The sequence below is a fragment of the Vibrio sp. EA2 genome (assembly GCF_033042495.1).
In the GTDB taxonomy this organism is placed as follows: domain Bacteria; phylum Pseudomonadota; class Gammaproteobacteria; order Enterobacterales; family Vibrionaceae; genus Vibrio.
Map to the genome: position 1 here is coordinate 24,009 of NZ_JAWLID010000014.1, position 26,062 is coordinate 50,070.

The window sequence follows — 26,062 nt, forward strand, 5'->3', positions numbered from 1 at the left end:
GCTCAATAAATGATTTGCTTAGAATACTGTTATTCTAACCGATTAAGAGGACAGGGTGCGAATCAAGTTAGAGTAATCTTCTTTAATATCGTGGCTCTCTTCACGCAGCTGCTCAATCTTGCGACAGGCATGCAGTACCGTGGTGTGGTCACGACCACCAAACGCATCGCCAATTTCTGGCAAGCTGTGGTTAGTCAGCTCTTTCGCCAGTGCCATCGCTAGCTGACGAGGACGAGCTACCGAACGAGAGCGACGCTTAGACAATAGATCCGCGACTTTAATTTTGTAGTATTCCGCCACCGTCTTTTGAATATTGTCGATGGTCACCAGCTTTTCTTGCAGAGCCAGTAGATCGCGCAGTGCTTCACGTACAAAATCAATCGTAATTGGGCGACCAGTAAAGTTCGCATTGGCGATAACTCGGTTTAGTGCGCCTTCCAGCTCACGAACGTTGGAACGCAGGCGCTTAGCTATAAAGAATGCTACTTCGTCGGCCAGGTGAATTTGGTGATCTTCGGCCTTCTTCATCAAAATCGCTACGCGCGTTTCCAGCTCAGGCGGTTCGATCGCAACCGTAAGGCCCCAGCCAAAACGAGATTTCAGGCGATCTTCTACGCCACTGATCTCTTTTGGATAACGATCAGAAGTCAGGATGATCTGTTGGTTGCCTTCTAACAATGCGTTGAAGGTATGGAAGAATTCTTCCTGCGAGCGCTCTTTATTAGCAAAGAACTGAATATCATCGATAAGCAATGCATCAACGCTGCGGTAGTAGCGTTTGAACTCTTCAATCGCGTTATTTTGCAGCGCTTTTACCATGTCTTGCACGAAACGCTCAGAGTGCATGTACACCACTTTCGCGTTGGGGTTGTTATCCACAATCGCATTGCCCACTGCGTGGAGTAAGTGAGTTTTACCCAGGCCGGTGCCACCATAAAGGAACAATGGGTTGTACGCTGCGCCCGGATTATCTGATACCTGACGTGCTGCAGCCAAGCCCAACTGGTTCGATTTACCTTCGACAAAGTTGTTGAACTTATGTTTTGGGTTCACGTTAGAGCGGTGATTGATATCAGCGATCACCTGTGCGTCATCATCCCAGGTTTTGTGCACAGGCTTACGCGCCTGCAATTGTGCTGGGGCTGAAGATTCCGCTGCGACATCGGCTGGTGTACGTGTCGGCGTTGGCTTAGGTGTAGAAACCGGACGGCTACCCACTTCAAAGCGTAGGTTCGGGATATCGTTACCGCAGTAGTGCTGCAGTAAACGGGTAATACTATTCAGATACTTATCACGCACCCAATCCAACACAAAACGGTTCGGTGCGAATAGAGTGAGCGTATTGTCATTGAGCTCCGCTTGTAGCGGACGAACCCACATACTGAATTCTGTTGCTGGTAGCTCTTCTTGAAGCTGCTGCAAACATTGCAGCCAAAGCGAAGATGACACGGCGCCCCCACTGAGTAATTGAATTATCGGAAAAGACTGGCAATTTTACCTGTTGATAACCAAGATCGCCAGCAATTGATCGACGATCCAGTGAATAAGATCGAAGTTATTCACAATTATTTCACTAGACTTAGTGAGATCAACACATATTGCCCCAACTTTGCCCACATAACGATCCACATTTGGGCACAATCAACCGGATCGACAGATTGGTGATAACTCTGTGTATTATTTTATTTCCGGCAGGGATTTTTTGATCTCCAGTCATCGATGAGATCGTTTTTGTTAGTACTTTGCAAAAATGTAATTATGATTGACTAGACAGATAACTTATTACACTACGGTCTAGATTATTGCACTTGGTTATTATTTAATTGAGTTATTTAACAGTAGTATATCTAACCATAAAATTGTGGAGATTTATGATGAAAAACTGGATTAAGGTTGCTGTGGCGGCTATTGCACTATCTGCGGCGACTGTTCAAGCAGCAACAGAAGTAAAAGTTGGCATGTCAGGCCGCTACTTCCCATTCACTTTTGTAAAGCAAGATAAGCTACAAGGCTTTGAAGTGGATATGTGGGACGAAATTGGTAAGCGCAATGATTACAAGATCGAATACGTGACTGCGAACTTTTCTGGTTTGTTTGGTCTGTTAGAAACAGGTCGAATCGATACGATCTCAAACCAGATCACCATGACTGATGAGCGTAAAGCTAAATACCTGTTTGCTGACCCATACGTGGTTGACGGTGCACAAATCACAGTACGTAAAGGCAATGACAGCATTAAAGGCATCGATGATCTTGCTGGCAAAACCGTAGCAGTAAACCTGGGTTCGAACTTTGAGCAGCTTCTTCGTCAGTACGACAAAGACGGCAAAATCAACATCAAAACTTACGATACCGGTATTGAGCACGATGTTGCTTTAGGTCGCGCAGATGCGTTTGTTATGGATCGCCTGTCAGCACTAGAACTGATCAAGAAAACCGGTCTTCCTCTAGAATTAGCTGGCGAACCATTTGAAACCATTCAAAACGCTTGGCCATTTGTAAACAACGAAAAAGGTCAAAAGCTACAAGCGGAAGTTAACAAAGCACTTGCAGAAATGCGTGCAGACGGTACCGTTGAGAAGATTTCCGAGAAGTGGTTTGGTGCCGACATTACCAAATAAAACACTTTGAAATATAAGGTGTGGAGAGATACCCTCCCCACCTCTATAAATTTACGTGAAGGTGGAACCTAGTTTTCCACCTTTTCTTTTCTCTAGCGTTCAGGTATGCCGAATGGGATTTGATTTTAATTACATGTTGGAACTGTTGCCGATATTGCTCAAATATCTTGGCACAACCATGGAAATGGCAACATGGGGATTGGTGTTCTCACTGATTCTTTCCATCATTTTAGCCAATATCCGCGTTTTTAAGGTTCCAGTACTCGATCAATTGAGCCAGCTGTACATCAGCTTTTTCCGAGGAACCCCACTATTAGTTCAGCTGTTCCTGCTTTATTACGGCTTACCGCAAATCTTTCCATTTATGGTTGGCCTCGACGCTTTCTCTGCGGCCGTGATCGGATTAACCCTCCACTTCGCCGCCTACATGGCAGAGAGTATTCGAGCGGCCATCATCGGTATTGATCGCAGCCAGATGGAAGCGAGTTTATCGGTGGGCATGACGACCACTCAGGCGATGCGTCGAGTAATCTTGCCGCAAGCGACTCGTGTTGCGCTGCCATCTCTGATGAACTACTTCATCGATATGATTAAATCGACCTCCCTCGCCTTTACGCTAGGCGTGGCAGAAATCATGGCTAAAGCGCAGATGGAAGCATCATCCAGCTTCCGATTCTTTGAAGCTTTCCTTGCCGTCGCTCTGATTTACTGGGGCGTGGTCGTGATTCTGACCCGCGTTCAAATTTGGGCTGAAGTGAAACTGAATAAGGCGTACATTCGATGATTAAATTAGAGAATATTCATAAGCGCTTTGGTGATACTGAAGTACTCAAAGGCATCGATATCGACATCAAACAAGGTGAAATCATCGTTATCATTGGGTCTAGTGGTACCGGTAAATCTACCTTATTACGTACAGTTAACTTTTTAGAACAAGCTGACCAAGGGCATATCACGATTGATGATGTGTCGGTAGATGTAAATAAACACACTAAAGCAGAAGTACTGGCTTTACGCCGTCGAACTGGGTTTGTTTTCCAGAACTACGCGCTATTTGCTCATATGACCGCTCGTCAGAATATTGCCGAAGGTTTGATTACCGTGCGTGGCTGGAAGAAACAGGAAGCGCTGACTCGTGCTCAGCAGATTCTGGATGATATTGGCCTTGGCGACAAAGGCGACAGCTATCCGGCTGCGCTATCTGGTGGCCAGCAGCAGCGAGTCGGCATTGGCCGAGCGATGGCACTGCAACCTGAGCTTCTGCTCTTTGATGAGCCAACTTCTGCTCTGGATCCAGAATGGGTTGGCGAAGTGCTGTCATTAATGAAGAAGTTAGCCAATCAGCATCAAACCATGCTGGTGGTCACACATGAAATGCAATTTGCCAAAGAAGTCGCCGATCGGGTGATCTTCATGGCGGAAGGCAATATTGTTGAACAAGGTTCTCCACAGGATATATTCGATAATCCACAAGATCCTCGTTTGAAAAAATTCCTTAACCAAGTGGGAATAGAGTAACGATCAAGGTAGAGGATCGATTGATCCTTGAGATTTTACTCACACTACGTATAATCGCCCGGCCGGAATTTCATACGCATTGAGTCATTGACACATAATGTGAGTGTGATTACAATTCCGCCTCTTTGTTGAGAGGCGTCGGTTGCCTTCTCTATGTAAAGAGCTTCTTTATATAAGAAAGCATGTACCCACGCCGGGTTTAACAAGAACCTAAAACTACTGATCAGTAAAGGTAATTATCATGAAACGCACTTTTCAACCTACAGTTCTAAAGCGCAAGCGTACTCACGGCTTCCGTGCTCGCATGGCAACTAAGAACGGTCGTAAAGTTATCAACGCACGTCGTGCAAAAGGCCGTGCGCGCCTATCAAAATAATCGCTAGTTTATTTTGAACACGTACGCGTTTAATCGGGAGTTACGTTTGTTAACTCCCGAGCATTATCAAAACGTCTTCCAGCAGGCTCATCGTGCTGGCTCGCCTCATTTCACCATCATTGCTCGCAATAACACTCTTTCTCATCCACGATTAGGTCTAGCCGTTCCGAAAAAGCAGATTAAAACTGCCGTCGGTCGTAACCGATTTAAGCGTCTGGCTCGTGAAAGCTTCCGTAATAAACAACATCAGCTTCCAAACAAAGATTTTGTTGTGATCGCGAAGAAAAGCGCGCAAGATTTAAGCAATGAGGAATTATTTAAATTGTTTGATAAGCTATGGCAACGCCTGTCTCGCCCTTCACGTGGATAGCCATTGGGCTCGTTTATCTGTATCGCTGGTTTATCAGCCCTTTGATTGGTCCTCGTTGCCGGTTCACACCAACTTGTTCCACTTACGCGCTAGAAGCTTTGAGAGCTCACGGTTTTGTAAAAGGATGTTGGTTATCAGGCAAACGTCTATTAAAATGCCACCCTTTGAATGAAGGGGGGTATGACCCCGTTCCACCAGTCCAAAAACAAGACAGAGATAACTAACGATGGATTCTCAACGTAATATCCTGCTCATCGGTTTGGCCCTGGTTTCTTTCTTGCTGTTTCAACAATGGCAAGTAGCGAAGAATCCAGAACCTCAAGCAGTTGAACAGGCTCAATCAAACAGCAGTCTACCTGCACCATCTTTTGCTGATGATCTAGACCCAGCTCCGGGACACCAGCAAGCTTCTGCAAAAACTATCACAGTAACGACTGATGTTTTAACTCTGTCGATCGACACCGTTGGTGGCGATGTGGTACATGCCGACCTAAATGAATATTCTGCTGAACTTGATTCTGCTGACCCGTTTGTTCTGCTAAAAGACACTCAAGGTCACCAGTTCATCGCGCAAAGCGGCCTTGTGGGTCCACAGGGTATCGACCTTAGCAGCACGAATCGCCCTCATTACAATGTAAGTGCAGACAGCTTTACGCTTGCAGAAGGTCAAGACGAACTGCGCGTTCCGATGACTTTCTCAGCAAACGGCCTTGAGTACACTAAGACTTACATCTTTAAGCGCGGCAGCTACGCACTTAACGTAGAGTACGATGTCGTCAACAACTCAGGTAACAACGCAACATTTGGTATGTACGCTCACCTGCGTCAAAACCTAATGGACGATGGCGGCAGCATCACGATGCCAACCTACCGCGGCGGTGCTTTCTCTACAGAAGATACGCGTTACAAAAAATACAGCTTTGATGATATGCAGGATCGTAACCTGTCTATCAACCTAGCAGATGGCCAAGGTTGGGCAGCAATGATCCAACACTACTTCGCTGCTGCTTGGATTCCACGTAACGAGCCAGGCACAAACCTTTACACTCGTGTAATTGGTAATATGGGCGATATCGGCGTACGTATGCCGAACAAGACCATTGCAAATGGTGACCAAGCGAAGTTTGAAGCAACGCTATGGGTAGGTCCAAAACTTCAGGACCAAATGGAAGCCGTTGCGCCTAACCTAGACCTTGTTGTGGATTACGGCTGGCTATGGTTCATTGCGAAGCCACTACACTGGCTACTGTCTATGATTCACGGCTTCGTGTCTAACTGGGGTGTGGCAATCATCCTGTTAACCTTCGTCGTTCGTGGTGCAATGTACCCACTTACAAAAGCTCAATACACCTCTATGGCGAAAATGCGCATGCTACAGCCTAAGCTGCAAGCAATGCGTGAGCGTATCGGCGATGACCGCCAGCGTATGAGCCAAGAGATGATGGAACTGTACAAGAAAGAGAAAGTAAACCCACTGGGTGGCTGTCTACCTCTTATCCTGCAGATGCCAATCTTCATCTCGCTGTACTGGGCGCTAATGGAATCGGTTGAGCTACGTCACTCGCCATTCTTCGGTTGGATTCATGACCTTTCAGCGCAGGACCCATACTACATCCTGCCACTACTGATGGGTGCTTCAATGTTCATGATCCAGAAAATGAGCCCAACAACAGTAACGGATCCGATGCAGCAGAAGATCATGACCTTCATGCCGGTTATGTTTACCTTCTTCTTCTTGTTCTTCCCATCAGGTCTGGTTCTTTACTGGTTGGTGTCGAACATCGTTACGCTTATCCAGCAAACGCTAATCTATAAAGGATTAGAGAAAAAAGGCTTACACACCAAGTAATCCTTTAGGAAATGATTGAGAAAGGCGGCCAAAAGGTCGCCTTTTTGTTTTTGGCTGATTACAATTCAGCTAACAAATGATGATGGCTCCCTAGGGGCAACCTCCCCTATAGCCCAGCTCAAAAGGCAAGATTATGACTACAGATACGATTGTCGCTCAAGCGACCGCGCCTGGTCGTGGCGGTGTCGGCATTATTCGTGTTTCCGGCCCAAAGGCCAATCTGGTGGCAGAGGAAATCACAGGTAAAACACTCAAACCTCGCTACGCAGAATATCTGCCATTTCAGGCACAAAATGGCACCGTGCTTGATGAAGGCATCGCTTTGTACTTCCCTAACCCACACTCGTTTACCGGCGAAGATGTACTTGAACTACAAGGTCACGGCGGCCCTGTCGTCATGGATATGTTGATTAAGCGTATTCTTGGCATTGAAGGCGTGCGTGCCGCTCGTCCGGGCGAGTTCTCTGAACGAGCGTTCCTCAACGATAAAATGGACCTAACGCAAGCAGAGGCGATTGCTGACCTGATTGATGCGAGTTCTGAAGAAGCGGCGAAGTCAGCCCTGCAATCACTGCAAGGCCAGTTCTCGCAACGTATTCAGACGCTGGTGGAATCACTGATTCATCTACGAATCTATGTCGAAGCCGCTATCGACTTTCCAGAAGAAGAAATTGACTTTCTTGCCGATGGCAAAGTAGCCGGTGATCTGCAAGCGATTATCGATAACCTCGATGCTGTACGTCGTGAGGCGAATCAGGGCTCGATTATGCGTGAGGGCATGAAAGTCGTCATCGCTGGTCGTCCTAATGCGGGAAAATCCAGCCTGTTGAATGCGCTTTCTGGTAAAGAATCGGCCATCGTTACCGATATTGCAGGCACAACCCGTGACGTACTGCGTGAACATATCCACATTGATGGCATGCCGCTACACATTATTGATACTGCCGGTCTGCGTGATGCCTCTGATGAAGTGGAAAAGATTGGTATCGAGCGCGCCTGGGATGAAATTGCCCAAGCAGACCGCGTATTATTCATGGTTGACGGCACGACAACCGATGCCACCGATCCGAAAGATATTTGGCCAGACTTTGTTGATCGCCTGCCTGATAGTATTGGTATGACAGTGATCCGTAATAAAGCGGATCAAACTAATGAAGAGATGGGGATCTGCCATGTGAATAACCCTACTCTGATCCGTCTATCAGCGAAAACCGGGGCTGGCATTGACGCACTGCGTACCCACTTAAAAGCATGCATGGGCTTCTCTGGTAATACAGAAGGTGGCTTTATGGCTCGTCGCCGTCATTTAGATGCTTTAGAGCGAGCCGCACAACACCTGCAAATCGGTCAGGAGCAGCTTGAGGGCTACATGGCTGGTGAGATACTGGCAGAAGAACTGCGTATCACTCAGCAGCATCTGAATGAGATAACCGGGGAGTTCAGCTCAGACGACTTGCTCGGACGCATTTTCTCTTCATTCTGTATCGGCAAATAATATAACGCGCGGTGTTAAGCTTAGGTTTACCACCGCGTTTCTTTTTGTACTCTCGCTCAACAGCAGTATGTGCGAGCGCAAGTATCGCTTTATAAGGAAGATAAATGATCCACATTATAACAGGTAGCACCCTAGGCGGCGCTGAATACGTGGGCGATCACCTAAGTGATCTCCTGATTGAGAGCGGATTCGAAACCACGATCCATAATCAACCAGACCTGTCGTCAATTGAGAATCAAGGCACCTGGCTAGTGATCACCTCAACCCACGGTGCGGGTGAATACCCAGATAACATTCAGCCTTTTATTGTGGCTCTGCAAAATACTCCACCAAAAATGGCTGACGTAAAGTTTGCGGTGATAGCCATTGGCGATTCAAGTTATGACACCTTCTGTGCCGCTGGTCAGCATGCGTATGATTTGTTGGAAGACATCGGTGCAACACCGATCACTGACTGTCTGAAGATTGATGTCCTTAGCCACACAGTGCCAGAAGACGCTGCTGAAGAATGGCTAAAAGAGCATATCGATCGTTTTTAATCCCCCGAATTTTCCCACTGACAGAGTCATATTACGACTCTGTCACCGTCAATCTGGATAACTTTCTCTCTACCCTGCCAATCAACTGATTAAAAAACGCGCACTCGAGCTGTGGATAAGTAAGCTAATATCCCGTTACTTTCCTTTAGTTATCCAAATAACAACTTTGATCGTTTTCCTTCCCTGTGCATAACCACCCATTTTGATCCCAGCTAATCCTCGATCAGATCCAAGCAAGATCACAAGATGTGATCCAAAGAAGATCCATGATCTTGTTGATCATTTTTCGGTTATCCACAGAAAGGGGCGATCCTAATAATAGATCTAATAAAAGATCATATATATAGATCTTATATATATAGTACTTGAAGCTTAAAATGGATAAAGCGAGAAAACGATTTTCTCTGTGACATAAAGCAGGTAAAATACGGCTCCTTTATCTGTCCAATAAATCCTTTGAATACCTGAGGTCGGTTCATGCTTTATCACGAAAATTTTGACGTCATTGTTGTTGGTGGCGGACATGCTGGAACGGAAGCCGCACTCGCATCTGCACGTACAGGACAAAAAACGCTTCTTCTAACCCATAACATCGATACGCTAGGCCAGATGTCTTGTAATCCGGCGATTGGTGGTATTGGTAAAGGTCACTTAGTCAAAGAAGTGGATGCAATGGGCGGTTTGATGGCACAGGCTATCGATCATGCAGGTATTCAATTCCGAACACTTAATGCCTCTAAAGGCCCAGCTGTACGAGCGACTCGTGCTCAAGCCGATCGCGCGCTTTACAAATCTTACGTTCGTAGTGCACTAGAAAACGCGCCAAACTTAACCCTATTCCAGCAATCGGTTGATGATCTGATTGTGGAACAGGATCATGTGGTTGGCGTTGTGACTCAAATGGGTCTTAAATTTCGCGCTAAGTCGGTTGTGTTGACGGTTGGTACTTTCCTGGGTGGTAAGATCCACATTGGTATGGAAAGCTCTTCAGGTGGTCGTGCAGGTGATCCGCCATCGATCGCGCTTGCAGATCGTTTGCGTGAACTGCCATTTCGTGTTGATCGTCTCAAGACAGGCACCCCACCACGAATTGATGCTCGCACGGTAGACTTCTCAGTACTGGAAGAGCAACACGGGGATAACCCGACACCAGTATTCTCATTCTTGGGTAAACGTGACCAGCACCCGCGTCAGATTCCATGTTTCATTACTCACACCAATGAAAGTACTCATGATGTGATCCGCGCGAACCTTGATCGTAGTCCAATGTACGCTGGGGTAATCGAAGGTATCGGTCCGCGTTACTGCCCGTCTATCGAAGACAAGGTGATGCGTTTTGCTGACAAGAATAGTCACCAGATTTTTATTGAGCCAGAAGGTCTGACAACCAACGAGCTTTACCCAAATGGTATTTCGACCAGTTTGCCGTTTGATGTTCAGGTGAAGATTGTTCGCACCATGAAAGGTTTTGAGAACGCGCATATTGTGCGTCCAGGTTACGCGATTGAGTACGATTTCTTCGACCCGCGTGATTTGAAGCAAACCTACGAAACGAAATTTATTAATGGCCTGTTCTTTGCTGGTCAAATTAACGGTACCACCGGGTACGAAGAAGCGGCAGCTCAGGGCTTGATGGCAGGCTTGAACGCGAGTTTGTACAGCCAAGACAAAGAAGGTTGGAATCCACGTCGCGATCAGGCTTACATGGGCGTATTGATTGATGATTTATCTACCATGGGTACCAAAGAACCGTACCGCATGTTCACCTCTCGAGCGGAATACCGCCTGTTGTTGCGTGAGGACAATGCCGATTTACGCTTAACCGAAAAAGCGCGTGAACTTGGGTTGGTTGATGATGTGCGTTGGGCACGTTTCAATGAAAAAATAGACAACATGGAAACCGAGCGTCAACGCCTGAAGTCGACCTGGATGAACCCGAACTCACAAGGTATCGATGCCCTGAACAGCTTGCTGAAAACCCCAATGGCGCGTGAAGCCAGTGGTGAGGATCTGTTGCGTCGTCCGGAGATCACATACGCACAACTGACTCAGTTAGAGGCTTTTGCCCCGGCGCTGGAAGATCAACAAGCCGCTGAGCAGGTTGAAATCCAGGTGAAATATGATGGTTACATCAAGCGCCAGCAGGATGAGATCGAGAAGTCGCTTCGCCATGAACACACTAAGTTACCGGTTGATCTGGATTATAAAGATGTAAAAGGTCTTTCCAACGAGGTGGTAGCTAAGTTAAGCGAAGCGAAGCCTGAAAGTATCGGCATTGCGTCTCGTATTTCTGGAGTGACACCGGCAGCGATTTCAATTCTGCTGGTTCACCTGAAGAAACATGGTTTACTGAAAAAAGGCGAGGATGAGTAATGACCGTACTTCGCACCAAATTGGATGCATTGATTGCTCAAACCGACCTTGAGGTATCCGATAAGCAACGTGATCAGCTCGTTGGCTATGTTGAACTGCTCGACAAATGGAACAAAGCGTACAATTTGACTTCAGTACGTGATCCGCATGAGATGTTAGTGAAACATATTCTTGATAGTATAGTGGTTAGCGAACACTTACCTGGTCAGCGATTTATCGATGTTGGCACTGGCCCCGGTTTACCGGGGATTCCACTGGCAATCATGAATCCGGACAAAGAGTTTTACTTACTTGATAGCCTGGGTAAGCGTATTCGTTTTCTCAAACAGGTAGTACACGCGCTAGGCCTGAAGAATGTTACTCCTGTCCAAAGCCGTGTTGAAGAGTTCCAGCCTGAAGAAAAATTTGATGGTGTTTTAAGCCGTGCTTTTGCTTCAATGACAGATATGGTGGAATGGTGTCACCATCTGCCGAAACAAGAACATGGATTGTTTCTTGCATTGAAAGGACAGCACCCTAAAGATGAAATAGATCTGCTTCCTGAGTGGTGTTATGTGACAGATATCGTATCTTTGACTGTTCCTGAGTTGGAAGGCGAGCGTCATCTAGTAATCTTATCGCGCAAGGAAAATTAGCGAGGTAGTTTGTGGGTAAAATAGTAGCAATCGCCAACCAGAAAGGTGGGGTCGGCAAAACAACAACGTGCATTAACTTAGCGGCTTCGATGGCGGCAACAAAGCGCAAGGTTTTGGTTATCGATCTCGACCCTCAAGGCAATGCTACGATGGCCAGTGGTGTCGATAAGTACATGGTCGATGCCACGGCGTATGATCTGTTAGTCGAAGACACGCCGTTTGAACAAGTGGTGTGTTCGGAAACGTCCGGAAAGTACGATCTTATCGCGGCAAACGGTGACGTTACCGCTGCAGAAATCAAGCTGATGGAAGTCTTCGCACGCGAAGTTCGCCTGAAAAATGCCTTATCGTCAGTTCGTGATAACTATGATTTCATCTTTATCGATTGTCCCCCTTCTCTAAACCTTCTTACAATCAATGCTATGGCTGCAGCTGATTCAGTGCTGGTGCCTATGCAATGTGAATACTTTGCGTTAGAAGGTTTAACTGCTCTTATGGATACGATTAGCAAACTGGCGGCGGTAGTGAACGAAAACCTCAAAATTGAAGGTTTACTGCGCACCATGTACGATCCGCGTAACCGTTTATCGAATGAAGTATCCGATCAACTTAAAAAGCATTTTGGTACGAAAGTTTACCGCACAGTTATTCCGCGTAACGTTCGTCTGGCCGAAGCGCCAAGCCATGGTAAACCGGCGATGTACTACGATAAGTATTCTGCTGGCGCCAAAGCTTATCTTGCTCTGGCGGGTGAGATGCTTCGCCGCGATGAAGTACCCGTTTCACTCTAACCTAAGGAATTCAATCCCATGTCTAAGCGTGGTCTAGGAAAAGGACTGGATGCGTTGTTGTCGACCAGTTCATTTGCTCGTGAAAAACAGCATATTGCATCGCATAGCCAAGCCTTATCGGCAGACGGTGAGTTAATGGAACTCGCGATAGGTCAATTGCAGCCAGGAGTCTACCAACCGCGTAAAGATATGGCACCAGAAGCTCTGGAAGAACTGGCGGCTTCGATTCAATCACAAGGCATCATTCAGCCGATTGTGGTTCGTCAGCTCGATAGTGGCCAATATGAGATCATTGCCGGTGAGCGACGCTGGCGTGCCGCTAAGCAGGCAGGTCTAAAGCGTGTGCCTTGTTTGGTGAAAAAAGTTGAGGACCGTGCTGCGATTGCCATGGCGCTGATTGAGAATATTCAGCGTGAAGATCTTAACGTGATTGAAGAAGCACAGGCTTTAGAGCGTTTGCAAGATGAGTTTGCCTTAACGCACCAGCAAGTCGCCGAAGTGATTGGTAAGTCAAGAACGACGGTCAGTAATCTGCTGCGTTTGAATCAGCTCGAGCTCGAAGTGAAAAGCTTGGTGGCGGATAAAAAGCTCGAAATGGGACATGCCCGGGCGTTATTAGCACTGGAAGGCGAGCAGCAAATTGAGGTTGCTTTTCAGGTGGCGAAAAAACAAATGACTGTTCGCCAAACCGAACAGTTAGTAAAAAAGTGCTTAGCCCCACAGAATGAGCAAAAAGCGCAACAAGAAGATACCGAAGCTATGCAAATGTCGCATAAATTAAGCCAGATGCTTGACGCTAAAGTTTCTTTGGTTCGTTCTGCAGGTGGAAAAGCAAAGCTGACGATAAGTCTTGATGAACCTCACAAATTAGAGCAACTTATTGCCAAGCTTGAGGCCTAAGTGAGATAATTGATTTAGGTCAATTAACCGATTTAATCGAATTTTGTGCGAAAGTTGTCGTTTTGTAAACAAAACTGTAAGTTTTTGATGCAATTTAATTGCATTCGGTTGGACTGAACGTATAATTTTCGCCAATTTCACTGCACAGTGAGTTTAGTGCGAAGTGGATATTACTAGAGGTACGAATACATGGTAGCTGCGTTAGCTAGACCAGGACGAGAGCTTGCAAGGCAATTGTTAATGATCCAGTCTGGCGCGGTTATTTTTGTGGCAGCAGGGATGGCGGTAGCCGTAAATCCTGATTGGGGACTTTCCGCGTTGATTGGTGGGGGCATTTTTGTCATTGCCAATGCAGTATTCGCGCTATGTGCTTTTATGTTTAGTGGGGCTCGCGCTGCCAAGCGCATCGCGGCTTCTTTCTATACGGGCGAAGTACTGAAAATTCTCATCACGGTTGCACTGTTCTATGTTGCCTACATGTATATGCAGGTGGAACTTGTTCCCCTCAAACTAACCTATTTGCTGGTACTAGGTATTAATATCTTTGCACCAGTGCTATTCATTAACAACAAAAAATAGGATGAGTTATGGCTGCGCCAGGTGAAGCGCTAACATCGTCCGGATACATTGCCCACCACCTTACCAACTTATCATTAGCTAAGTTAGGTTTAGTGGAAGAAGCAAGTTTCTGGAACGTACATATCGATAGCCTGTTTTTTTCTTGGTTTACTGGTTTAATTTTCCTCGGAATCTTTTACAAAGTAGCAAAGAGAACAACAGCGGGTGTACCGGGTAAGCTTCAGTGTGCTGTAGAAATGATCGTAGAATTTGTCGCTGATAACGTCAAAGATACGTTCCATGGACGCAACCCACTGATCGCGCCTTTAGCACTGACTATCTTTTGTTGGGTATTTTTGATGAACGTGATGGACTTAGTCCCGATCGACTTCTTACCATACCCAGCAGAACATTGGCTTGGTATTCCTTACCTTAAGGTCGTACCGTCTGCTGATGTGAATATCACCATGGCTATGGCTCTAGGCGTTTTTGCATTGATGATTTTCTACAGCATCAAAGTAAAAGGTCTAGGTGGATTCGCAAAAGAACTTGCACTACATCCATTCAATCACCCACTGATGATTCCGTTTAACCTACTGATTGAAGTGGTATCGCTACTTGCGAAACCTCTATCACTTGGTATGCGTCTATTCGGTAACATGTTCGCGGGTGAGGTTGTATTCATTCTTTGTGCGGCAATGCTACCATGGTACTTACAATGGATGGGTTCACTACCGTGGGCAATCTTCCATATCTTGGTTATTACGATTCAAGCCTTCGTATTTATGATGTTGACAATTGTTTACCTGTCAATGGCACACGAAGATCCTGATCATTAATTTTTTTAGCTTTTTTATTTGGGCACTAAGCCAACAACTATAAATTGGAGATAGTAATGGAAACTTTACTGAGCTTTTCTGCAATCGCCGTAGGTATTATCGTCGGTCTTGCTTCTCTTGGTACAGCGATTGGTTTCGCACTACTAGGTGGTAAATTCCTAGAAGGTGCAGCACGTCAACCAGAAATGGCTCCTATGCTACAAGTTAAGATGTTCATCATCGCAGGTCTACTTGATGCGGTTCCAATGATCGGTATCGTAATCGCGCTACTATTCACTTTCGCAAACCCATTCGTTGGTCAACTAGGTTAATCACCTTTAACTTGGGACGAGCTTAGGCTTGTCACTGATTAATACTAAGTCCAAATAGAGGGGTAGCTGTTGTGAACATAAACGCAACTCTGCTAGGTCAAGCAATCTCGTTCGCACTATTTGTGTGGTTCTGCATGAAGTATGTGTGGCCACCGTTGATGCAAGCGATCGAAGAGCGTCAGAAGAAAATCGCTGATGGTCTTCAAGCAGCTGAACGTGCTGCTAAAGACTTGGATCTAGCACAAGCCAACGCTTCTGATCAGTTGAAAGAAGCGAAGCGCACAGCAACTGAGATCATCGAGCATGCGAATAAGCGTAAGTCTCAAATTCTAGAAGAAGCTCGCGAGGAAGCTCAGGCAGAACGCCAGAAAATCCTAGTGCAAGCGGAAGCTGAACTTGAAGCTGAGCGTAATCGTGCACGCGATGAGCTGCGCAAACAAGTTGCTACTCTGGCTGTAGCTGGTGCTGAGAAAATCCTTGAGCGTTCTATCGATAAAGACGCGCAAAAAGATATTCTCGACAACATTACTGCAAAACTTTAAGTCTGGGGGCGCATATGTCTGATTTGACTACAATCGCACGCCCCTATGCTAAAGCAGCCTTCGACTTTGCGGTAGAAAAAGACCAACTAGACCAATGGGGTCAAATGCTGTCTTTTGCTGCTGAAGTTGCCAATAACGAACAAATGACTGAACTGCTAACCAGTTCATTCTCTGCTGAAAAAATGGCAGAAATTTTTGTTGCAGTTTGTGGTGACCAAGTTGATGCGAACGGTCAAAACCTTTTAAAGGTCATGGCTGAGAATGGTCGTTTAACGGCCCTTCCTGATGTTTGTGAGCAGTTCTTCATTTTGAAGAAAGAACATGAGAAAGAAATCGATGTTGAAGTTATTTCAGCGTCAGCGCTTTCTGATGAACAGCTTGCAAATATCAGCAGCAAACTTGAAGCACGTCTTGAACGTAAAGTGAAGCTGAATTGCAGTGTAGATGAGACCCTACTTGGTGGGGTTATTATTCGAGCCGGAGACCTAGTCATCGATGACTCAGCGCGTGGTCGTTTGAACCGCCTGAGCGATGCATTGCAGTCTTAATGGGGATTGGAGCATGCAACTTAATTCCACGGAAATTAGCGATCTGATCAAACAACGTATCGAATCTTTCGAAGTTGTTAGTGAAGCTCGTAACGAGGGTACTATCGTATCGGTAAGCGATGGTATCATCCGCATCCACGGCCTAGCGGACGTGATGCAAGGTGAAATGATTGAATTACCGGGTGGCCGTTTTGCACTGGCACTTAACCTTGAGCGTGACTCGGTTGGTGCTGTTGTAATGGGTCCATATGCTGACCTTAGGGAAGGCATGAAAGTTACAGGTACTGGCCGCATTCTTGAAGTGCCAGTTGGTCCAGAACTACTAGGCCGCGTAGTAAACACGCTGGGTGAGCCTATCGATGGTAAAGGTCCAATCGAAGCGAAAATGACTTCACCTGTAGAAATGATCGCACCAGGCGTAATCGACCGTAAATCGGTAGATCAACCTGTGCAAACTGGTTATAAGTCAGTTGACTCAATGATCCCAATCGGTCGTGGTCAGCGTGAGCTTATCATCGGTGACCGTCAGATTGGTAAAACAGCACTGGCGATCGATGCGATCATCAACCAGAAAGACTCTGGTATTTTCTCAATCTACGTAGCAATCGGTCAGAAAGCATCGACTATTGCAAACGTGGTTCGCAAACTAGAAGAGCACGGCGCACTACAAAACACTATCGTTGTAGTTGCATCGGCTTCTGAATCTGCTGCGCTACAATACTTGGCGCCATACGCAGGTTGTGCGATGGGTGAATACTTCCGCGATCGCGGCGAAGACGCACTGATTGTTTACGATGATCTATCTAAGCAAGCAGTAGCTTACCGTCAGATCTCTCTACTACTTAAACGTCCACCAGGCCGTGAGGCTTTCCCAGGTGACGTATTCTACTTACACTCTCGTCTACTAGAGCGTGCAGCTCGTGTAAACGAAGACTACGTAGAGCGTTTCACTAACGGTGAAGTGAAAGGTAAGACTGGTTCTTTGACTGCTCTTCCTATCATCGAAACTCAAGCCGGTGACGTTTCAGCATTCGTACCGACTAACGTAATCTCAATTACCGATGGTCAGATCTTCCTACAAACTGAGCTATTCAACGCAGGTGTACGCCCAGCGGTTGACCCAGGTATCTCAGTATCTCGTGTAGGTGGTTCAGCTCAGACGAAAATCATCAAGAAACTATCAGGTGGTATCCGTACAGCACTAGCTGCATACCGCGAACTAGCCGCATTTGCTCAGTTCTCTTCTGATCTTGATGAAGCAACGAAGAAACAGCTAGACCATGGTCAAAAAGTTACAGAACTAATGAAGCAGAAGCAGTACGCTCCAATGTCTGTATTTGACCAAGCGCTAACTATCTTCGCGGCAGAGCGCGGTTACCTTGATGATGTAGAACTAAACAAAGTTCTAGATTTCGAGGCGGCTCTACTATCGTACGCTCGCGGTCAATACGCTGAACTAGCAGCTGAGATCGACAAGTCTGGTGCTTACAACGATGAAATCGAAGCTCAGTTGAAGAAACTGACTGACGACTTCAAAGCAACCCAAACTTGGTAATTAGGTCGGTGGCAGTTTCTGCCACCAACTAACGGAGAGTAACGATGGCCGGCGCAAAAGAGATACGTAATAAAATCGGTAGTGTTAAAAGCACGCAGAAAATTACGAAAGCGATGGAAATGGTAGCAGCTTCAAAAATGCGTCGCTCTCAAGATGCAATGGAAGCTTCTCGTCCATACGCTGAAACAATGCGTAAAGTGATCGGTCACGTGGCAAACGCAAACCTAGAGTACCGTCATCCGTACCTAGAAGAGCGTGAAGCTAAACGTGTTGGTTACATCATCGTTTCGACAGACCGTGGTCTGTGTGGTGGTTTGAACATTAACGTGTTCAAAAAAGCCGTTACAGACATCCAAACATGGAAAGAGAAAGGTGCTGAAATCGAGCTGGCAGTGATTGGCTCGAAAGCAACAGCTTTCTTTAAACATGGTGGCGCAAAAGTTGCGGCACAGGTTTCTGGCCTTGGCGATAACCCAAGCCTGGAAGACCTAATCGGTTCTGTTGGCGTAATGCTGAAGAAATACGATGAAGGTGAACTGGACCGTTTATACGTAGTGTTCAACAAGTTTGTAAACACTATGGTTCAGCAACCAACGATCGATCAATTGCTACCTTTGCCTAAATCGGACAGCAAAGAGATGCAGCGTGAGCACTCATGGGACTACATCTATGAGCCTGAGCCAAAACCTCTACTGGATACGCTACTAGTGCGTTACGTAGAGTCTCAGGTATACCAAGGTGTGGTTGAGAACCTTGCTTGTGAGCAAGCGGCTCGAATGATTGCGATGAAGGCTGCAACGGATAACGCAACCAACCTGATTGATGATTTAGAACTTGTGTACAACAAAGCCCGTCAGGCTGCGATTACACAAGAACTATCGGAAATCGTTGGTGGTGCAGCTGCGGTTTAAGCTTAGGTAAAACGAAATAGTTTAGAGGATTAACGATGGCTACAGGTAAGATCGTACAGATCATCGGTGCGGTAGTCGACGTAGAGTTCCCACAGAGCGAAGTACCTAGTGTATATGACGCTCTAAACGTAACGGACTCAAAAGAGCGTCTAGTTCTTGAAGTTCAACAACAGCTAGGCGGTGGCGTAGTTCGTTGTATCGTAATGGGTAGCTCTGATGGTTTACGTCGTGGAGTAGAAGTGGTTAACACTGGCGCTCCAATTTCAGTACCAGTCGGTACTAAAACTCTAGGTCGTATCATGAACGTCCTAGGTGACGCGATTGATGAGCGTGGTGAAGTTGGCGCGGAAGAGGTTTACTCTATCCACCGCAGCGCACCAAGCTACGAAGACCAATCAAACGAAATTGCACTTCTAGAAACGGGTGTTAAAGTAATCGACCTAATTTGTCCATTCGCTAAGGGTGGTAAAATCGGTCTATTCGGTGGTGCAGGTGTAGGTAAGACCGTTAACATGATGGAGCTTATCAACAACATCGCACTACAACACTCAGGTCTATCAGTATTTGCTGGTGTTGGTGAGCGTACTCGTGAAGGTAACGATTTCTACTACGAGATGCAGGAAGCGGGCGTTGTAAACGTTGAGAAGCCTGAAGAATCGAAAGTAGCGATGGTTTACGGTCAGATGAACGAGCCACCGGGTAACCGTCTACGTGTTGCACTGACTGGCTTGACTATGGCGGAGAAATTCCGTGATGAAGGCCGTGACGTACTGCTGTTTATCGATAACATTTATCGTTACACACTTGCAGGTACAGAGGTATCAGCACTGCTAGGTCGTATGCCTTCTGCGGTAGGTTACCAGCCAACTCTTGCAGAAGAGATGGGTGTACTTCAGGAGCGTATCACGTCAACGAAATCAGGTTCTATCACGTCTGTACAGGCGGTATACGTACCTGCGGATGACTTGACTGACCCGTCTCCAGCAACAACGTTCGCGCACTTGGATGCAACGGTTGTACTTAACCGTAACATCGCTGCAATGGGTCTATACCCTGCGATCGACCCACTAGATTCAACATCTCGTATGCTTGATCCACTAGTCGTTGGTCAAGATCACTACGATGTTGCTCGTGGCGTTCAGCAGACACTTCAGCGCTACAAAGAGCTGAAAGACATCATTGCTATCCTAGGTATGGACGAGCTATCTGAAGAAGATAAGCAAGTTGTATCTCGTGCACGTAAGATTGAGCGTTTCCTAACTCAGCCTTACCACGTGGCAGAAGTATTTACAGGCGACCCTGGTATTTACGTACCTCTTAAAGAGACTCTACGTGGCTTTAAAGGTCTACTAGCTGGTGAATACGATGACATTCCAGAGCAGGCATTTATGTACTGCGGTAGCATCGATGATGCTATTGAGAATGCTAAGAAGCTATAAGGCTAACTAGGAGGCGATATGGCACCAATAACCTTTCACCTAGACGTAGTAAGCGCTGAGAAACGTATTTTCTCTGGTCGTGTAGAAACGTTTCAGGTGACCGGTAGCGAAGGTGAGCTTGGTATTTTCCATGGCCATACTCCGCTTCTGACCGCTATTCAGCCTGGTATGGTGCGTATTGTGAAACAGCACGGCCACGAAGAGTTCATTTATGTCTCTGGTGGTATGGTCGAAGTTCAGCCGGGTACTGCTACAGTACTGGCTGATACAGCGATTCGTGGTGAAGATCTAGACGCAGCGAAGGCAGAAGAAGCTAAGCGTCGTGCTGAGGAGAATATCCAGAACCAGCATGGCGATATGGACTTCGCACAAGCGGCCAGTGAACTGGCTAAAGCCATTGCTCAGCTACGAGTTATCGAGCTGACCAAAAAACGTCGCTAAGCTCAATTAGCAACGTTGCATGAAAAAGGCGGCCAAATGGTCGCCTTTTTGATTAATTTTAGTTAGAAATTGACCTCTTACCATTAACTTATCCCTTCAAGCTGTCTAAAATATCCGCCAACTACATAAAGAACGTCAATAGGTTGTCAATGAAATTCAGTGCTGTAATTCTTGCTGCGGGTAAAGGAACCCGTATGTATTCGAACATGCCAAAAGTGCTTCATACTTTGGCTGGTAAACCAATGGCAAAACATGTCATTGATACATGTGCCGGTCTTGGTGCGCAAAATATTCACCTGGTATACGGCCACGGTGGCGATCAAATGAAGCAGGCACTAGCAGAAGAACCTGTTAACTGGGTACTTCAGGCTGAGCAGCTAGGTACTGGCCATGCAGTGGATCAGGCTTCAGCGCAATTCGAAGATGATGAAAAAATCCTTGTCTCGTATGGCGACGTGCCACTGATTTCAGCGGAAACTATTGAGAGCCTGCTTGATGCTCAACCAACGGGTGGTATCGCGTTACTAACTGTTGTTCTGGATAACCCAACCGGCTACGGACGTATTGTGCGTAAGAATGGTCCTGTGGTTGCTATCGTCGAGCAGAAGGATGCCACTGAAGAACAAAAACAGATCAAAGAAATCAACACAGGTGTGATGGTGGCGACTGGAGGTGATCTGAAACGCTGGTTATCTGGCCTGAACAATAATAACGCTCAGGGTGAATACTACCTGACTGACGTTATTGCGGCTGCGCATGATGAAGGACGTGCTGTCGAAGCGGTTCATCCTGCGAACCCTATTGAAGTTGAAGGGGTAAATGACCGCGCTCAACTTGCTCGTTTAGAGCGTGCGTTCCAATCGATGCAAGCACAAAAGCTTCTGGAGCAGGGCGTTATGCTGCGAGATCCAGCGCGCTTTGACTTACGTGGTGAACTGCAGTGCGGCATGGACTGTGAAATTGATGTGAATGTGATCATCGAAGGCAGTGTATCGCTTGGTGATAACGTCGTTATCGGTGCTGGCAGTGTGTTGAAAGATTGTGAGATTGATGACAACACGATCGTACGTCCATACAGTGTGATTGAAGGTGCAACTGTCGGAGAGGACTGTACTGTCGGTCCATTTACGCGTCTGCGTCCTGGTGCAGATATGCGTAACGATTCTCACGTCGGTAACTTTGTTGAAGTGAAGAATGCGCGCATTGGCGAAGGTTCTAAAGCAAACCATCTGACTTACCTGGGCGACGCAGAAATCGGCCAGCGTACCAATATCGGTGCTGGTACGATTACGTGTAATTACGATGGTGCAAACAAGTTCAAAACCATCATTGGCGATGATGTTTTCGTTGGCTCGGACAGCCAGCTAGTAGCGCCAGTGACCATTGCTGATGGTGCGACTATCGGCGCAGGTACAACTCTGACTAAAGACGTAGCCGAAGGTGAGTTAGTGATTACTCGTGCTAAAGAGCGCAGAATCACAGGCTGGCAGCGTCCGGTAAAGAAAAAGTAACGCATCTCAGCGTTAACCTCTCGCTAAAGAAAAATTAAATCAAAGCCGCTCAAATTGAGCGGCTTTGTTGCTTTTAACTTTCTTCTTCGCTGACTACGCGAGCGTTGTCCGGTGCTGAGAAGTGCTTTATCAGTTCTCTATTTGACAGAATGTAGCCGACCCACAAACCGCCCATACAAATCACAATGGCGATACCAGTGACCGACTGAGCCTGGCTGGCCATCGCAGCAACAAATGCGCTGGCGAGGCTACTCGCGCAGATCTGTAAGCTGTTTTGCAAACCTGCTGCGGTTGCTGGGCTTTGCTTAGCACTTTCCAGAGCTCGGTTTACTACGATAGGGTATAGTGCACCATTTGCCACAGCGATCAGACAGAAAGGCGCCAGAATTGGCCAGATTGAGGTTAATGTCCATTGTGATGCAACGAATACCATCAGGGCCGCGATACTGAATAATCCGATCAGCTGGCGTAAAACATTTTTGTCGCCATATTTGCGTACTCCCACTTTTCCTAAGTAGCCACCAGCCATAAAGGCAATGGTTTGTGGAATAAAGCTCAGGCCAATGTCTTTGGCTTCATAGCCCAATTGCGCCATGATTTCAGGCATACCTGTCAGGTAAGCAAAAAAGGCAGCGGAAGCGGTGGCAAACATAATCACGTTACCAAGGTAAGTTTTCGAGCCCAGTAGGGCTTTAATATCTGCTGAGATACTGGTCTGCTTTACTTCCGCTTTCTGATCTTTTTGCATCATAGTCGCCGCGACAAGCAATACACCGACCAGTGTTAAAGCGATAAAAATACTGTGCCAGCCAAAGTTGTCCGCGAGTACTACGCCTAATTGAGGCGCCAGCGCTGGTGATAAGGCAACCAACGGCATAATCGTGGCGAAAATCTGCTGGCTGCTGCTTGAGTAGCGTTTAATGACCATCGCTTGCCAGATAACCGCTGGTGCACAGACACCGATCGCCTGAACAAATCGTAGCGTGAGTAGCTGCCATACCTGATCGCAGAATGCCAGACCAAATGACGCGAGAGTAAATACAACTAAACCTGCGGCTAGTGTATTGCGGTGGCCAAACTTATCGGAAGCCAGGCCCCACATCAGCTGACCAAATGCCATTCCCCCTAAAAAGACGGTTAGAGACAGGGCAATTTGTTCCGGACCTGTCGCGAAGTCGATTTCCATCGCTTTAAAGGCCGGAAGATACATATCCGTGGCAATAAAGCCAAGCATCGACAGTGCTGCCAGATAAACGAGTTGTAGTTTTGATATTTTCATTATTAACCAATCAAATTATTTAATTACTTTTTAACCAATATCAGTTGGCGCCAACCGTGATTTATTTGTTCTTTCATTCTATTTTTCGATTTACTAAAAATAAAACGCTAAAATTGTTGGTTATTAATCAAAAAATTTGAAAGGTACTGTGTGATGTTTTCCAAATCCTCATTAGAAATGCTTGATACCGTCGCCCGGTTAGGTAGCTTTACCGCGGCCGCTGAGGTGTTGCACAAAGTGCCTTCGGCAATCAGTTATGGTGTTCGCCAGGTAGAGCAGGATTTGGATGTTGTACTGTTTCGACGTCTGCCAAGAAAGGTTGAGTTGACGCCTGCGGGAGAGTTGTTTATCTCAGAGGCGCGTGCTTTGTTACGTCAAATGGAAGAGGTGAAAGCTCAGACCCGTCGGGCGGCACATGGCTGGCAGACAACACTCAAGCTAACTTTGGATAACGTGGTAAAACTGGAAAAGCTTAAACCACTGATAGAAGATTTTTATCGTGAATTTGAGTTTGCTGAGCTACAGGTCAACATGGAAGTGTTTAACGGATCTTGGGAGGCAATTGCGCAGGGAAGAGCTGACATAGTGATTGGAGCGACAAGTGCGATCCCGGTTGGTGGCGACTTTGAAGTCAGAGACATGGGAATTCTGGATTGGGCATTTGTTATGTCACCGGCACACCCCTGTGTGCGTCAGCAAGCGTTAACGGAAGCGTTTGTCAGTCAGTTTCCTGCTATCTGTCTCGATGATACTTCGAATGTACTGCCTAAACGGCATACAGGTCATTATCCACATCAGCGCCGTTTGTTGCTGCCGAATTGGTATGCTGCGATTGAATGCCTGAAAAATGGGGTGGGTGTCGGGTTCATGCCGCGCCATATTGCGATGCCATTGATCAATGATGGCGTGCTGGTGGAGAAAATTCTGCCAGACGACAAACCGGTGAGCCGTTGTTGTTTGGTATGGCGTAAAGATGAAAACCATAACTTGATCCAATGGATGGTGGATTACCTCGGATCATCCAATCAGTTACATCTGGACTGGTTACAGGCTTAAATTAGCTCGGGGTAAATAAAAACACCTCGCTTTCACGAGGTGTTTTTAAGATGGTTCATGATAAGAAGAACTTGTAGGATGGGTTATCCGTTTCGTCTTTACACTGATAGCCAAGTTCGCGCAAATGGGCAGAAAACTGGGCCAAATCGCTTTCATCTAGCTCGAAACCACAAAGAACACGCCCGTAATCGGCACCATGGTTGCGGTAGTTAAACAGGCTGATATTCCAGTGGGTACCCAGTGTGCTTAAGAACTTCAGCAACGCTCCAGGGTACTCCGGAAATTCGAAGCTGTAGAGGCGTTCCTTGAGCTTTTTCGAAGGTTTGCCACCGATCATATAACGAATGTGTAGCTTGGCCATTTCATCGTCAGAAAGATCCACAACCGGATAACCGCCTTCGCGTAGATCGCGGATAATATGATCCAACTCTTCCTGGCCTCCCTGAAGACGCACACCAACAAAGATGTTTGCCAGTTCATCGTCGCTGTAACGGTAGTTGAACTCCGTCACTGCTCGGCCACCAATCAGGTTACAAAACTCAAAGAAAGCGCCTTGGCGTTCTGGGATCGTGACTGCGAGCAAGCCTTCACGCTTTTCACCAAGCTCACAGCGCTCAGAGACATAACGCAGCCCATGGAAGTTAGTGTTGGCACCAGACAGCACCGTACCCAGGTTTTTTCCTTCGAGTTTGTTCTGCTCAGCAAACTTTTTCAAACCAGCCAGGGCCAGGGCTCCTGAAGGCTCTGCAATCGCTCGTGTATCTTCAAAGATATCTTTCACGGCGGCGCAGATTTCATCGCTTGATACGGCAATATGACCATCAATGTACTTCTGACACAAACGGAACGTCTCTTCACCGATGCGCTTCACTGCCACACCGTCAGCAAACATACTGACTTGATCGAGTACGACAGGCTCACCAGCATCTAAAGCCGCTTTTAGACATGAAGAGTCTTCTGGCTCGACGGCAATGACTTTGATTTCTGGCATCAGTTGCTTGACCAGTACTGCGACACCAGCCGCCAGACCGCCGCCACCGACCGGAACAAAGATATAATCGAGGTGACCATTTTGCTGCAGCATTTCCATACCAATGGTGCCTTGACCAGCAATCACCAATGGGTGATCAAAAGGTGGCACAAAGGTGTAGCCGTATTCTTCTGACAGACGCTCTGCTTCGGCTTTGGCTTCATCGAAGTTATTGCCATGCAGCACGACATTGCCGCCAAAGCTACGAACCGCATCAACCTTGATGTCTGGCGTGGTCTTAGGCATGACGATGGTGGTTCTGATACCCAGCTTAGTGCCGGATAGCGCCATCCCCTGAGCATGGTTGCCCGCCGATGCTGCAATGACACCCGCCGCTTTCTGCTCTTCAGTCAGATTGGCTACCATGTTGTAAGCGCCACGCAGTTTGAAAGAGTGTACTGGCTGGCGATCTTCACGTTTGATTTGCACGTGATTACCAATGCGGGTTGACAGGCGTGGCATGTCTTGCAATGGCGTCACCGTGGCAACTTCATAAATCGGCGCGCGCAGGATTTGGCGCAGATAGTCTGCGCCAGTTTGATTCACTTTTTTTGCGGGTTGAGATTCCATCACTG

27 protein-coding genes are annotated in these 26,062 nt (G+C 46.8%); 24 read left to right on the top strand and 3 right to left on the bottom strand.

The features are described from left to right. Positions 1 to 42: 42 nt before the first annotated feature. A complete protein-coding gene (gene dnaA / locus RXX31_RS20650; RefSeq protein WP_317591584.1) occupies positions 43 to 1,449 on the bottom strand; it encodes a chromosomal replication initiator protein DnaA in 1,407 nt (468 codons plus the stop codon). A 425-nt stretch (positions 1,450 to 1,874) separates the two neighbouring features. On the opposite strand from dnaA, the gene RXX31_RS20655 reads away from it, so the two are divergent. From RXX31_RS20655 to glmU, 23 genes are all read left to right on the top strand, one after another. Further along, positions 1,875 to 2,621: an amino acid ABC transporter substrate-binding protein gene (locus RXX31_RS20655; RefSeq protein ID WP_317591585.1), complete on the top strand. Its 747-nt coding sequence runs from the start codon at positions 1,875 to 1,877 to the stop codon at positions 2,619 to 2,621. Positions 2,622 to 2,733: 112 nt separating this feature from the next. Next, positions 2,734 to 3,405 (top strand): amino acid ABC transporter permease, encoded by a 672-nt coding sequence (locus RXX31_RS20660; protein WP_317591586.1) that lies wholly within the window; start codon positions 2,734 to 2,736, stop codon positions 3,403 to 3,405. Then, positions 3,402 to 4,139: an amino acid ABC transporter ATP-binding protein gene (locus RXX31_RS20665; protein WP_317591587.1), complete on the top strand. Its 738-nt coding sequence runs from the start codon at positions 3,402 to 3,404 to the stop codon at positions 4,137 to 4,139. The genes RXX31_RS20660 and RXX31_RS20665 overlap by 4 nt, the downstream gene beginning before the upstream one ends. A gap of 241 nt (positions 4,140 to 4,380) precedes the next feature. Next, a complete protein-coding gene (gene rpmH, locus RXX31_RS20670; protein WP_005378825.1) occupies positions 4,381 to 4,515 on the top strand; it encodes a 50S ribosomal protein L34 in 135 nt (44 codons plus the stop codon). Positions 4,516 to 4,561: 46 nt separating this feature from the next. Then, entirely contained in the window at positions 4,562 to 4,885 is a 324-nt protein-coding gene (rnpA, locus tag RXX31_RS20675; protein ID WP_020333575.1) for a ribonuclease P protein component, read from the top strand. Continuing rightward, complete coding sequence (gene yidD, locus RXX31_RS20680; RefSeq protein WP_005378822.1) at positions 4,852 to 5,109, top strand: membrane protein insertion efficiency factor YidD; 258 nt, start codon at positions 4,852 to 4,854, stop codon at positions 5,107 to 5,109. The genes rnpA and yidD overlap by 34 nt, the downstream gene beginning before the upstream one ends. Before the next feature lie 2 nt (positions 5,110 to 5,111). Continuing rightward, a complete protein-coding gene (gene yidC, locus RXX31_RS20685; RefSeq protein ID WP_317591588.1) occupies positions 5,112 to 6,734 on the top strand; it encodes a membrane protein insertase YidC in 1,623 nt (540 codons plus the stop codon). A gap of 133 nt (positions 6,735 to 6,867) precedes the next feature. Next, entirely contained in the window at positions 6,868 to 8,229 is a 1,362-nt protein-coding gene (gene mnmE / locus RXX31_RS20690) for a tRNA uridine-5-carboxymethylaminomethyl(34) synthesis GTPase MnmE (RefSeq protein WP_317591589.1), read from the top strand. Positions 8,230 to 8,333: 104 nt separating this feature from the next. Next, positions 8,334 to 8,768, top strand: coding sequence for an FMN-binding protein MioC (mioC, locus tag RXX31_RS20695; protein WP_317591590.1), 435 nt, complete (start codon positions 8,334 to 8,336; stop codon positions 8,766 to 8,768). A gap of 477 nt (positions 8,769 to 9,245) precedes the next feature. Continuing rightward, complete coding sequence (mnmG, locus tag RXX31_RS20700) at positions 9,246 to 11,141, top strand: tRNA uridine-5-carboxymethylaminomethyl(34) synthesis enzyme MnmG (RefSeq protein ID WP_317591591.1); 1,896 nt, start codon at positions 9,246 to 9,248, stop codon at positions 11,139 to 11,141. Beyond that, complete coding sequence (gene rsmG / locus RXX31_RS20705; protein ID WP_317591592.1) at positions 11,141 to 11,776, top strand: 16S rRNA (guanine(527)-N(7))-methyltransferase RsmG; 636 nt, start codon at positions 11,141 to 11,143, stop codon at positions 11,774 to 11,776. Before mnmG ends, rsmG begins: the two co-directional genes overlap by 1 nt. Before the next feature lie 11 nt (positions 11,777 to 11,787). Beyond that, positions 11,788 to 12,567, top strand: coding sequence for a ParA family protein (locus tag RXX31_RS20710; RefSeq protein ID WP_317591593.1), 780 nt, complete (start codon positions 11,788 to 11,790; stop codon positions 12,565 to 12,567). 18 nt (positions 12,568 to 12,585) lie between these two features. After that, complete coding sequence (locus RXX31_RS20715) at positions 12,586 to 13,467, top strand: ParB/RepB/Spo0J family partition protein (RefSeq protein ID WP_317591594.1); 882 nt, start codon at positions 12,586 to 12,588, stop codon at positions 13,465 to 13,467. 189 nt (positions 13,468 to 13,656) lie between these two features. Then, complete coding sequence (locus RXX31_RS20720; RefSeq protein ID WP_237318708.1) at positions 13,657 to 14,046, top strand: F0F1 ATP synthase subunit I; 390 nt, start codon at positions 13,657 to 13,659, stop codon at positions 14,044 to 14,046. 8 nt (positions 14,047 to 14,054) lie between these two features. After that, positions 14,055 to 14,864 (top strand): F0F1 ATP synthase subunit A, encoded by an 810-nt coding sequence (gene atpB / locus RXX31_RS20725; protein ID WP_237318706.1) that lies wholly within the window; start codon positions 14,055 to 14,057, stop codon positions 14,862 to 14,864. A 56-nt stretch (positions 14,865 to 14,920) separates the two neighbouring features. Further along, entirely contained in the window at positions 14,921 to 15,175 is a 255-nt protein-coding gene (gene atpE, locus RXX31_RS20730) for a F0F1 ATP synthase subunit C (protein ID WP_002540812.1), read from the top strand. Between the two features lie 71 nt (positions 15,176 to 15,246). After that, positions 15,247 to 15,717 carry a F0F1 ATP synthase subunit B gene (atpF, locus tag RXX31_RS20735; RefSeq protein ID WP_317591595.1) on the top strand — a complete coding sequence of 157 codons (471 nt, stop codon included), beginning with the start codon at positions 15,247 to 15,249 and terminating at the stop codon, positions 15,715 to 15,717. Positions 15,718 to 15,731: 14 nt separating this feature from the next. After that, positions 15,732 to 16,265 carry a F0F1 ATP synthase subunit delta gene (atpH, locus tag RXX31_RS20740; protein WP_317591596.1) on the top strand — a complete coding sequence of 178 codons (534 nt, stop codon included), beginning with the start codon at positions 15,732 to 15,734 and terminating at the stop codon, positions 16,263 to 16,265. Between the two features lie 13 nt (positions 16,266 to 16,278). Beyond that, positions 16,279 to 17,820, top strand: coding sequence for a F0F1 ATP synthase subunit alpha (atpA, locus tag RXX31_RS20745; RefSeq protein ID WP_317591597.1), 1,542 nt, complete (start codon positions 16,279 to 16,281; stop codon positions 17,818 to 17,820). Between the two features lie 44 nt (positions 17,821 to 17,864). Beyond that, entirely contained in the window at positions 17,865 to 18,731 is an 867-nt protein-coding gene (atpG, locus tag RXX31_RS20750; RefSeq protein ID WP_317591598.1) for a F0F1 ATP synthase subunit gamma, read from the top strand. A 35-nt stretch (positions 18,732 to 18,766) separates the two neighbouring features. Further along, on the top strand, positions 18,767 to 20,170 hold the full coding sequence (atpD, locus tag RXX31_RS20755) for a F0F1 ATP synthase subunit beta (protein WP_317591599.1): 1,404 nt from the start codon (positions 18,767 to 18,769) through the stop codon (positions 20,168 to 20,170). A gap of 18 nt (positions 20,171 to 20,188) precedes the next feature. Continuing rightward, positions 20,189 to 20,611: a F0F1 ATP synthase subunit epsilon gene (locus RXX31_RS20760; RefSeq protein WP_014233411.1), complete on the top strand. Its 423-nt coding sequence runs from the start codon at positions 20,189 to 20,191 to the stop codon at positions 20,609 to 20,611. Between the two features lie 149 nt (positions 20,612 to 20,760). Then, on the top strand, positions 20,761 to 22,122 hold the full coding sequence (glmU, locus tag RXX31_RS20765; RefSeq protein ID WP_317591600.1) for a bifunctional UDP-N-acetylglucosamine diphosphorylase/glucosamine-1-phosphate N-acetyltransferase GlmU: 1,362 nt from the start codon (positions 20,761 to 20,763) through the stop codon (positions 22,120 to 22,122). Between the two features lie 73 nt (positions 22,123 to 22,195). Here the strand turns inward: glmU and punC are convergent, their stop codons facing one another. Continuing rightward, entirely contained in the window at positions 22,196 to 23,401 is a 1,206-nt protein-coding gene (gene punC / locus RXX31_RS20770) for a purine nucleoside transporter PunC (protein WP_317591601.1), read from the bottom strand. 153 nt (positions 23,402 to 23,554) lie between these two features. Between punC and punR the strand changes: the two genes are divergently transcribed. After that, complete coding sequence (gene punR, locus RXX31_RS20775; protein WP_317591602.1) at positions 23,555 to 24,457, top strand: DNA-binding transcriptional activator PunR; 903 nt, start codon at positions 23,555 to 23,557, stop codon at positions 24,455 to 24,457. 55 nt (positions 24,458 to 24,512) lie between these two features. Here punR and ilvA read toward each other — a convergent pair whose 3' ends face one another. After that, on the bottom strand, positions 24,513 to 26,057 hold the full coding sequence (gene ilvA / locus RXX31_RS20780) for a threonine ammonia-lyase, biosynthetic (RefSeq protein WP_317591603.1): 1,545 nt from the start codon (positions 26,055 to 26,057) through the stop codon (positions 24,513 to 24,515). Positions 26,058 to 26,062 lie beyond the last annotated feature (5 nt).

What these genes read in the sequence shown, in the direction of transcription:
- mnmE (WP_317591589.1), top strand. Translation starts at nt 6,868, where the DNA reads ATGACTACAGATACGATTGTCGCTCAAGCGACCGCGCCTGGTCGTGGC.
- glmU (WP_317591600.1), top strand. Translation starts at nt 20,761, where the DNA reads ATGAAATTCAGTGCTGTAATTCTTGCTGCGGGTAAAGGAACCCGTATG.
- atpH (WP_317591596.1), top strand. Translation starts at nt 15,732, where the DNA reads ATGTCTGATTTGACTACAATCGCACGCCCCTATGCTAAAGCAGCCTTC.
- RXX31_RS20655 (WP_317591585.1), top strand. Translation starts at nt 1,875, where the DNA reads ATGAAAAACTGGATTAAGGTTGCTGTGGCGGCTATTGCACTATCTGCG.
- mioC (WP_317591590.1), top strand. Translation starts at nt 8,334, where the DNA reads ATGATCCACATTATAACAGGTAGCACCCTAGGCGGCGCTGAATACGTG.
- punC (WP_317591601.1), bottom strand. Translation starts at nt 23,401, where the DNA reads ATGAAAATATCAAAACTACAACTCGTTTATCTGGCAGCACTGTCGATG.
- RXX31_RS20660 (WP_317591586.1), top strand. Translation starts at nt 2,734, where the DNA reads ATGGGATTTGATTTTAATTACATGTTGGAACTGTTGCCGATATTGCTC.
- yidC (WP_317591588.1), top strand. Translation starts at nt 5,112, where the DNA reads ATGGATTCTCAACGTAATATCCTGCTCATCGGTTTGGCCCTGGTTTCT.
- rpmH (WP_005378825.1), top strand. Translation starts at nt 4,381, where the DNA reads ATGAAACGCACTTTTCAACCTACAGTTCTAAAGCGCAAGCGTACTCAC.
- rsmG (WP_317591592.1), top strand. Translation starts at nt 11,141, where the DNA reads ATGACCGTACTTCGCACCAAATTGGATGCATTGATTGCTCAAACCGAC.
- atpD (WP_317591599.1), top strand. Translation starts at nt 18,767, where the DNA reads ATGGCTACAGGTAAGATCGTACAGATCATCGGTGCGGTAGTCGACGTA.
- atpG (WP_317591598.1), top strand. Translation starts at nt 17,865, where the DNA reads ATGGCCGGCGCAAAAGAGATACGTAATAAAATCGGTAGTGTTAAAAGC.
- RXX31_RS20720 (WP_237318708.1), top strand. Translation starts at nt 13,657, where the DNA reads ATGGTAGCTGCGTTAGCTAGACCAGGACGAGAGCTTGCAAGGCAATTG.
- punR (WP_317591602.1), top strand. Translation starts at nt 23,555, where the DNA reads ATGTTTTCCAAATCCTCATTAGAAATGCTTGATACCGTCGCCCGGTTA.
- mnmG (WP_317591591.1), top strand. Translation starts at nt 9,246, where the DNA reads ATGCTTTATCACGAAAATTTTGACGTCATTGTTGTTGGTGGCGGACAT.
- atpB (WP_237318706.1), top strand. Translation starts at nt 14,055, where the DNA reads ATGGCTGCGCCAGGTGAAGCGCTAACATCGTCCGGATACATTGCCCAC.
- RXX31_RS20760 (WP_014233411.1), top strand. Translation starts at nt 20,189, where the DNA reads ATGGCACCAATAACCTTTCACCTAGACGTAGTAAGCGCTGAGAAACGT.
- RXX31_RS20715 (WP_317591594.1), top strand. Translation starts at nt 12,586, where the DNA reads ATGTCTAAGCGTGGTCTAGGAAAAGGACTGGATGCGTTGTTGTCGACC.
- RXX31_RS20665 (WP_317591587.1), top strand. Translation starts at nt 3,402, where the DNA reads ATGATTAAATTAGAGAATATTCATAAGCGCTTTGGTGATACTGAAGTA.
- atpA (WP_317591597.1), top strand. Translation starts at nt 16,279, where the DNA reads ATGCAACTTAATTCCACGGAAATTAGCGATCTGATCAAACAACGTATC.
- atpE (WP_002540812.1), top strand. Translation starts at nt 14,921, where the DNA reads ATGGAAACTTTACTGAGCTTTTCTGCAATCGCCGTAGGTATTATCGTC.
- ilvA (WP_317591603.1), bottom strand. Translation starts at nt 26,057, where the DNA reads ATGGAATCTCAACCCGCAAAAAAAGTGAATCAAACTGGCGCAGACTAT.
- yidD (WP_005378822.1), top strand. Translation starts at nt 4,852, where the DNA reads ATGGCAACGCCTGTCTCGCCCTTCACGTGGATAGCCATTGGGCTCGTT.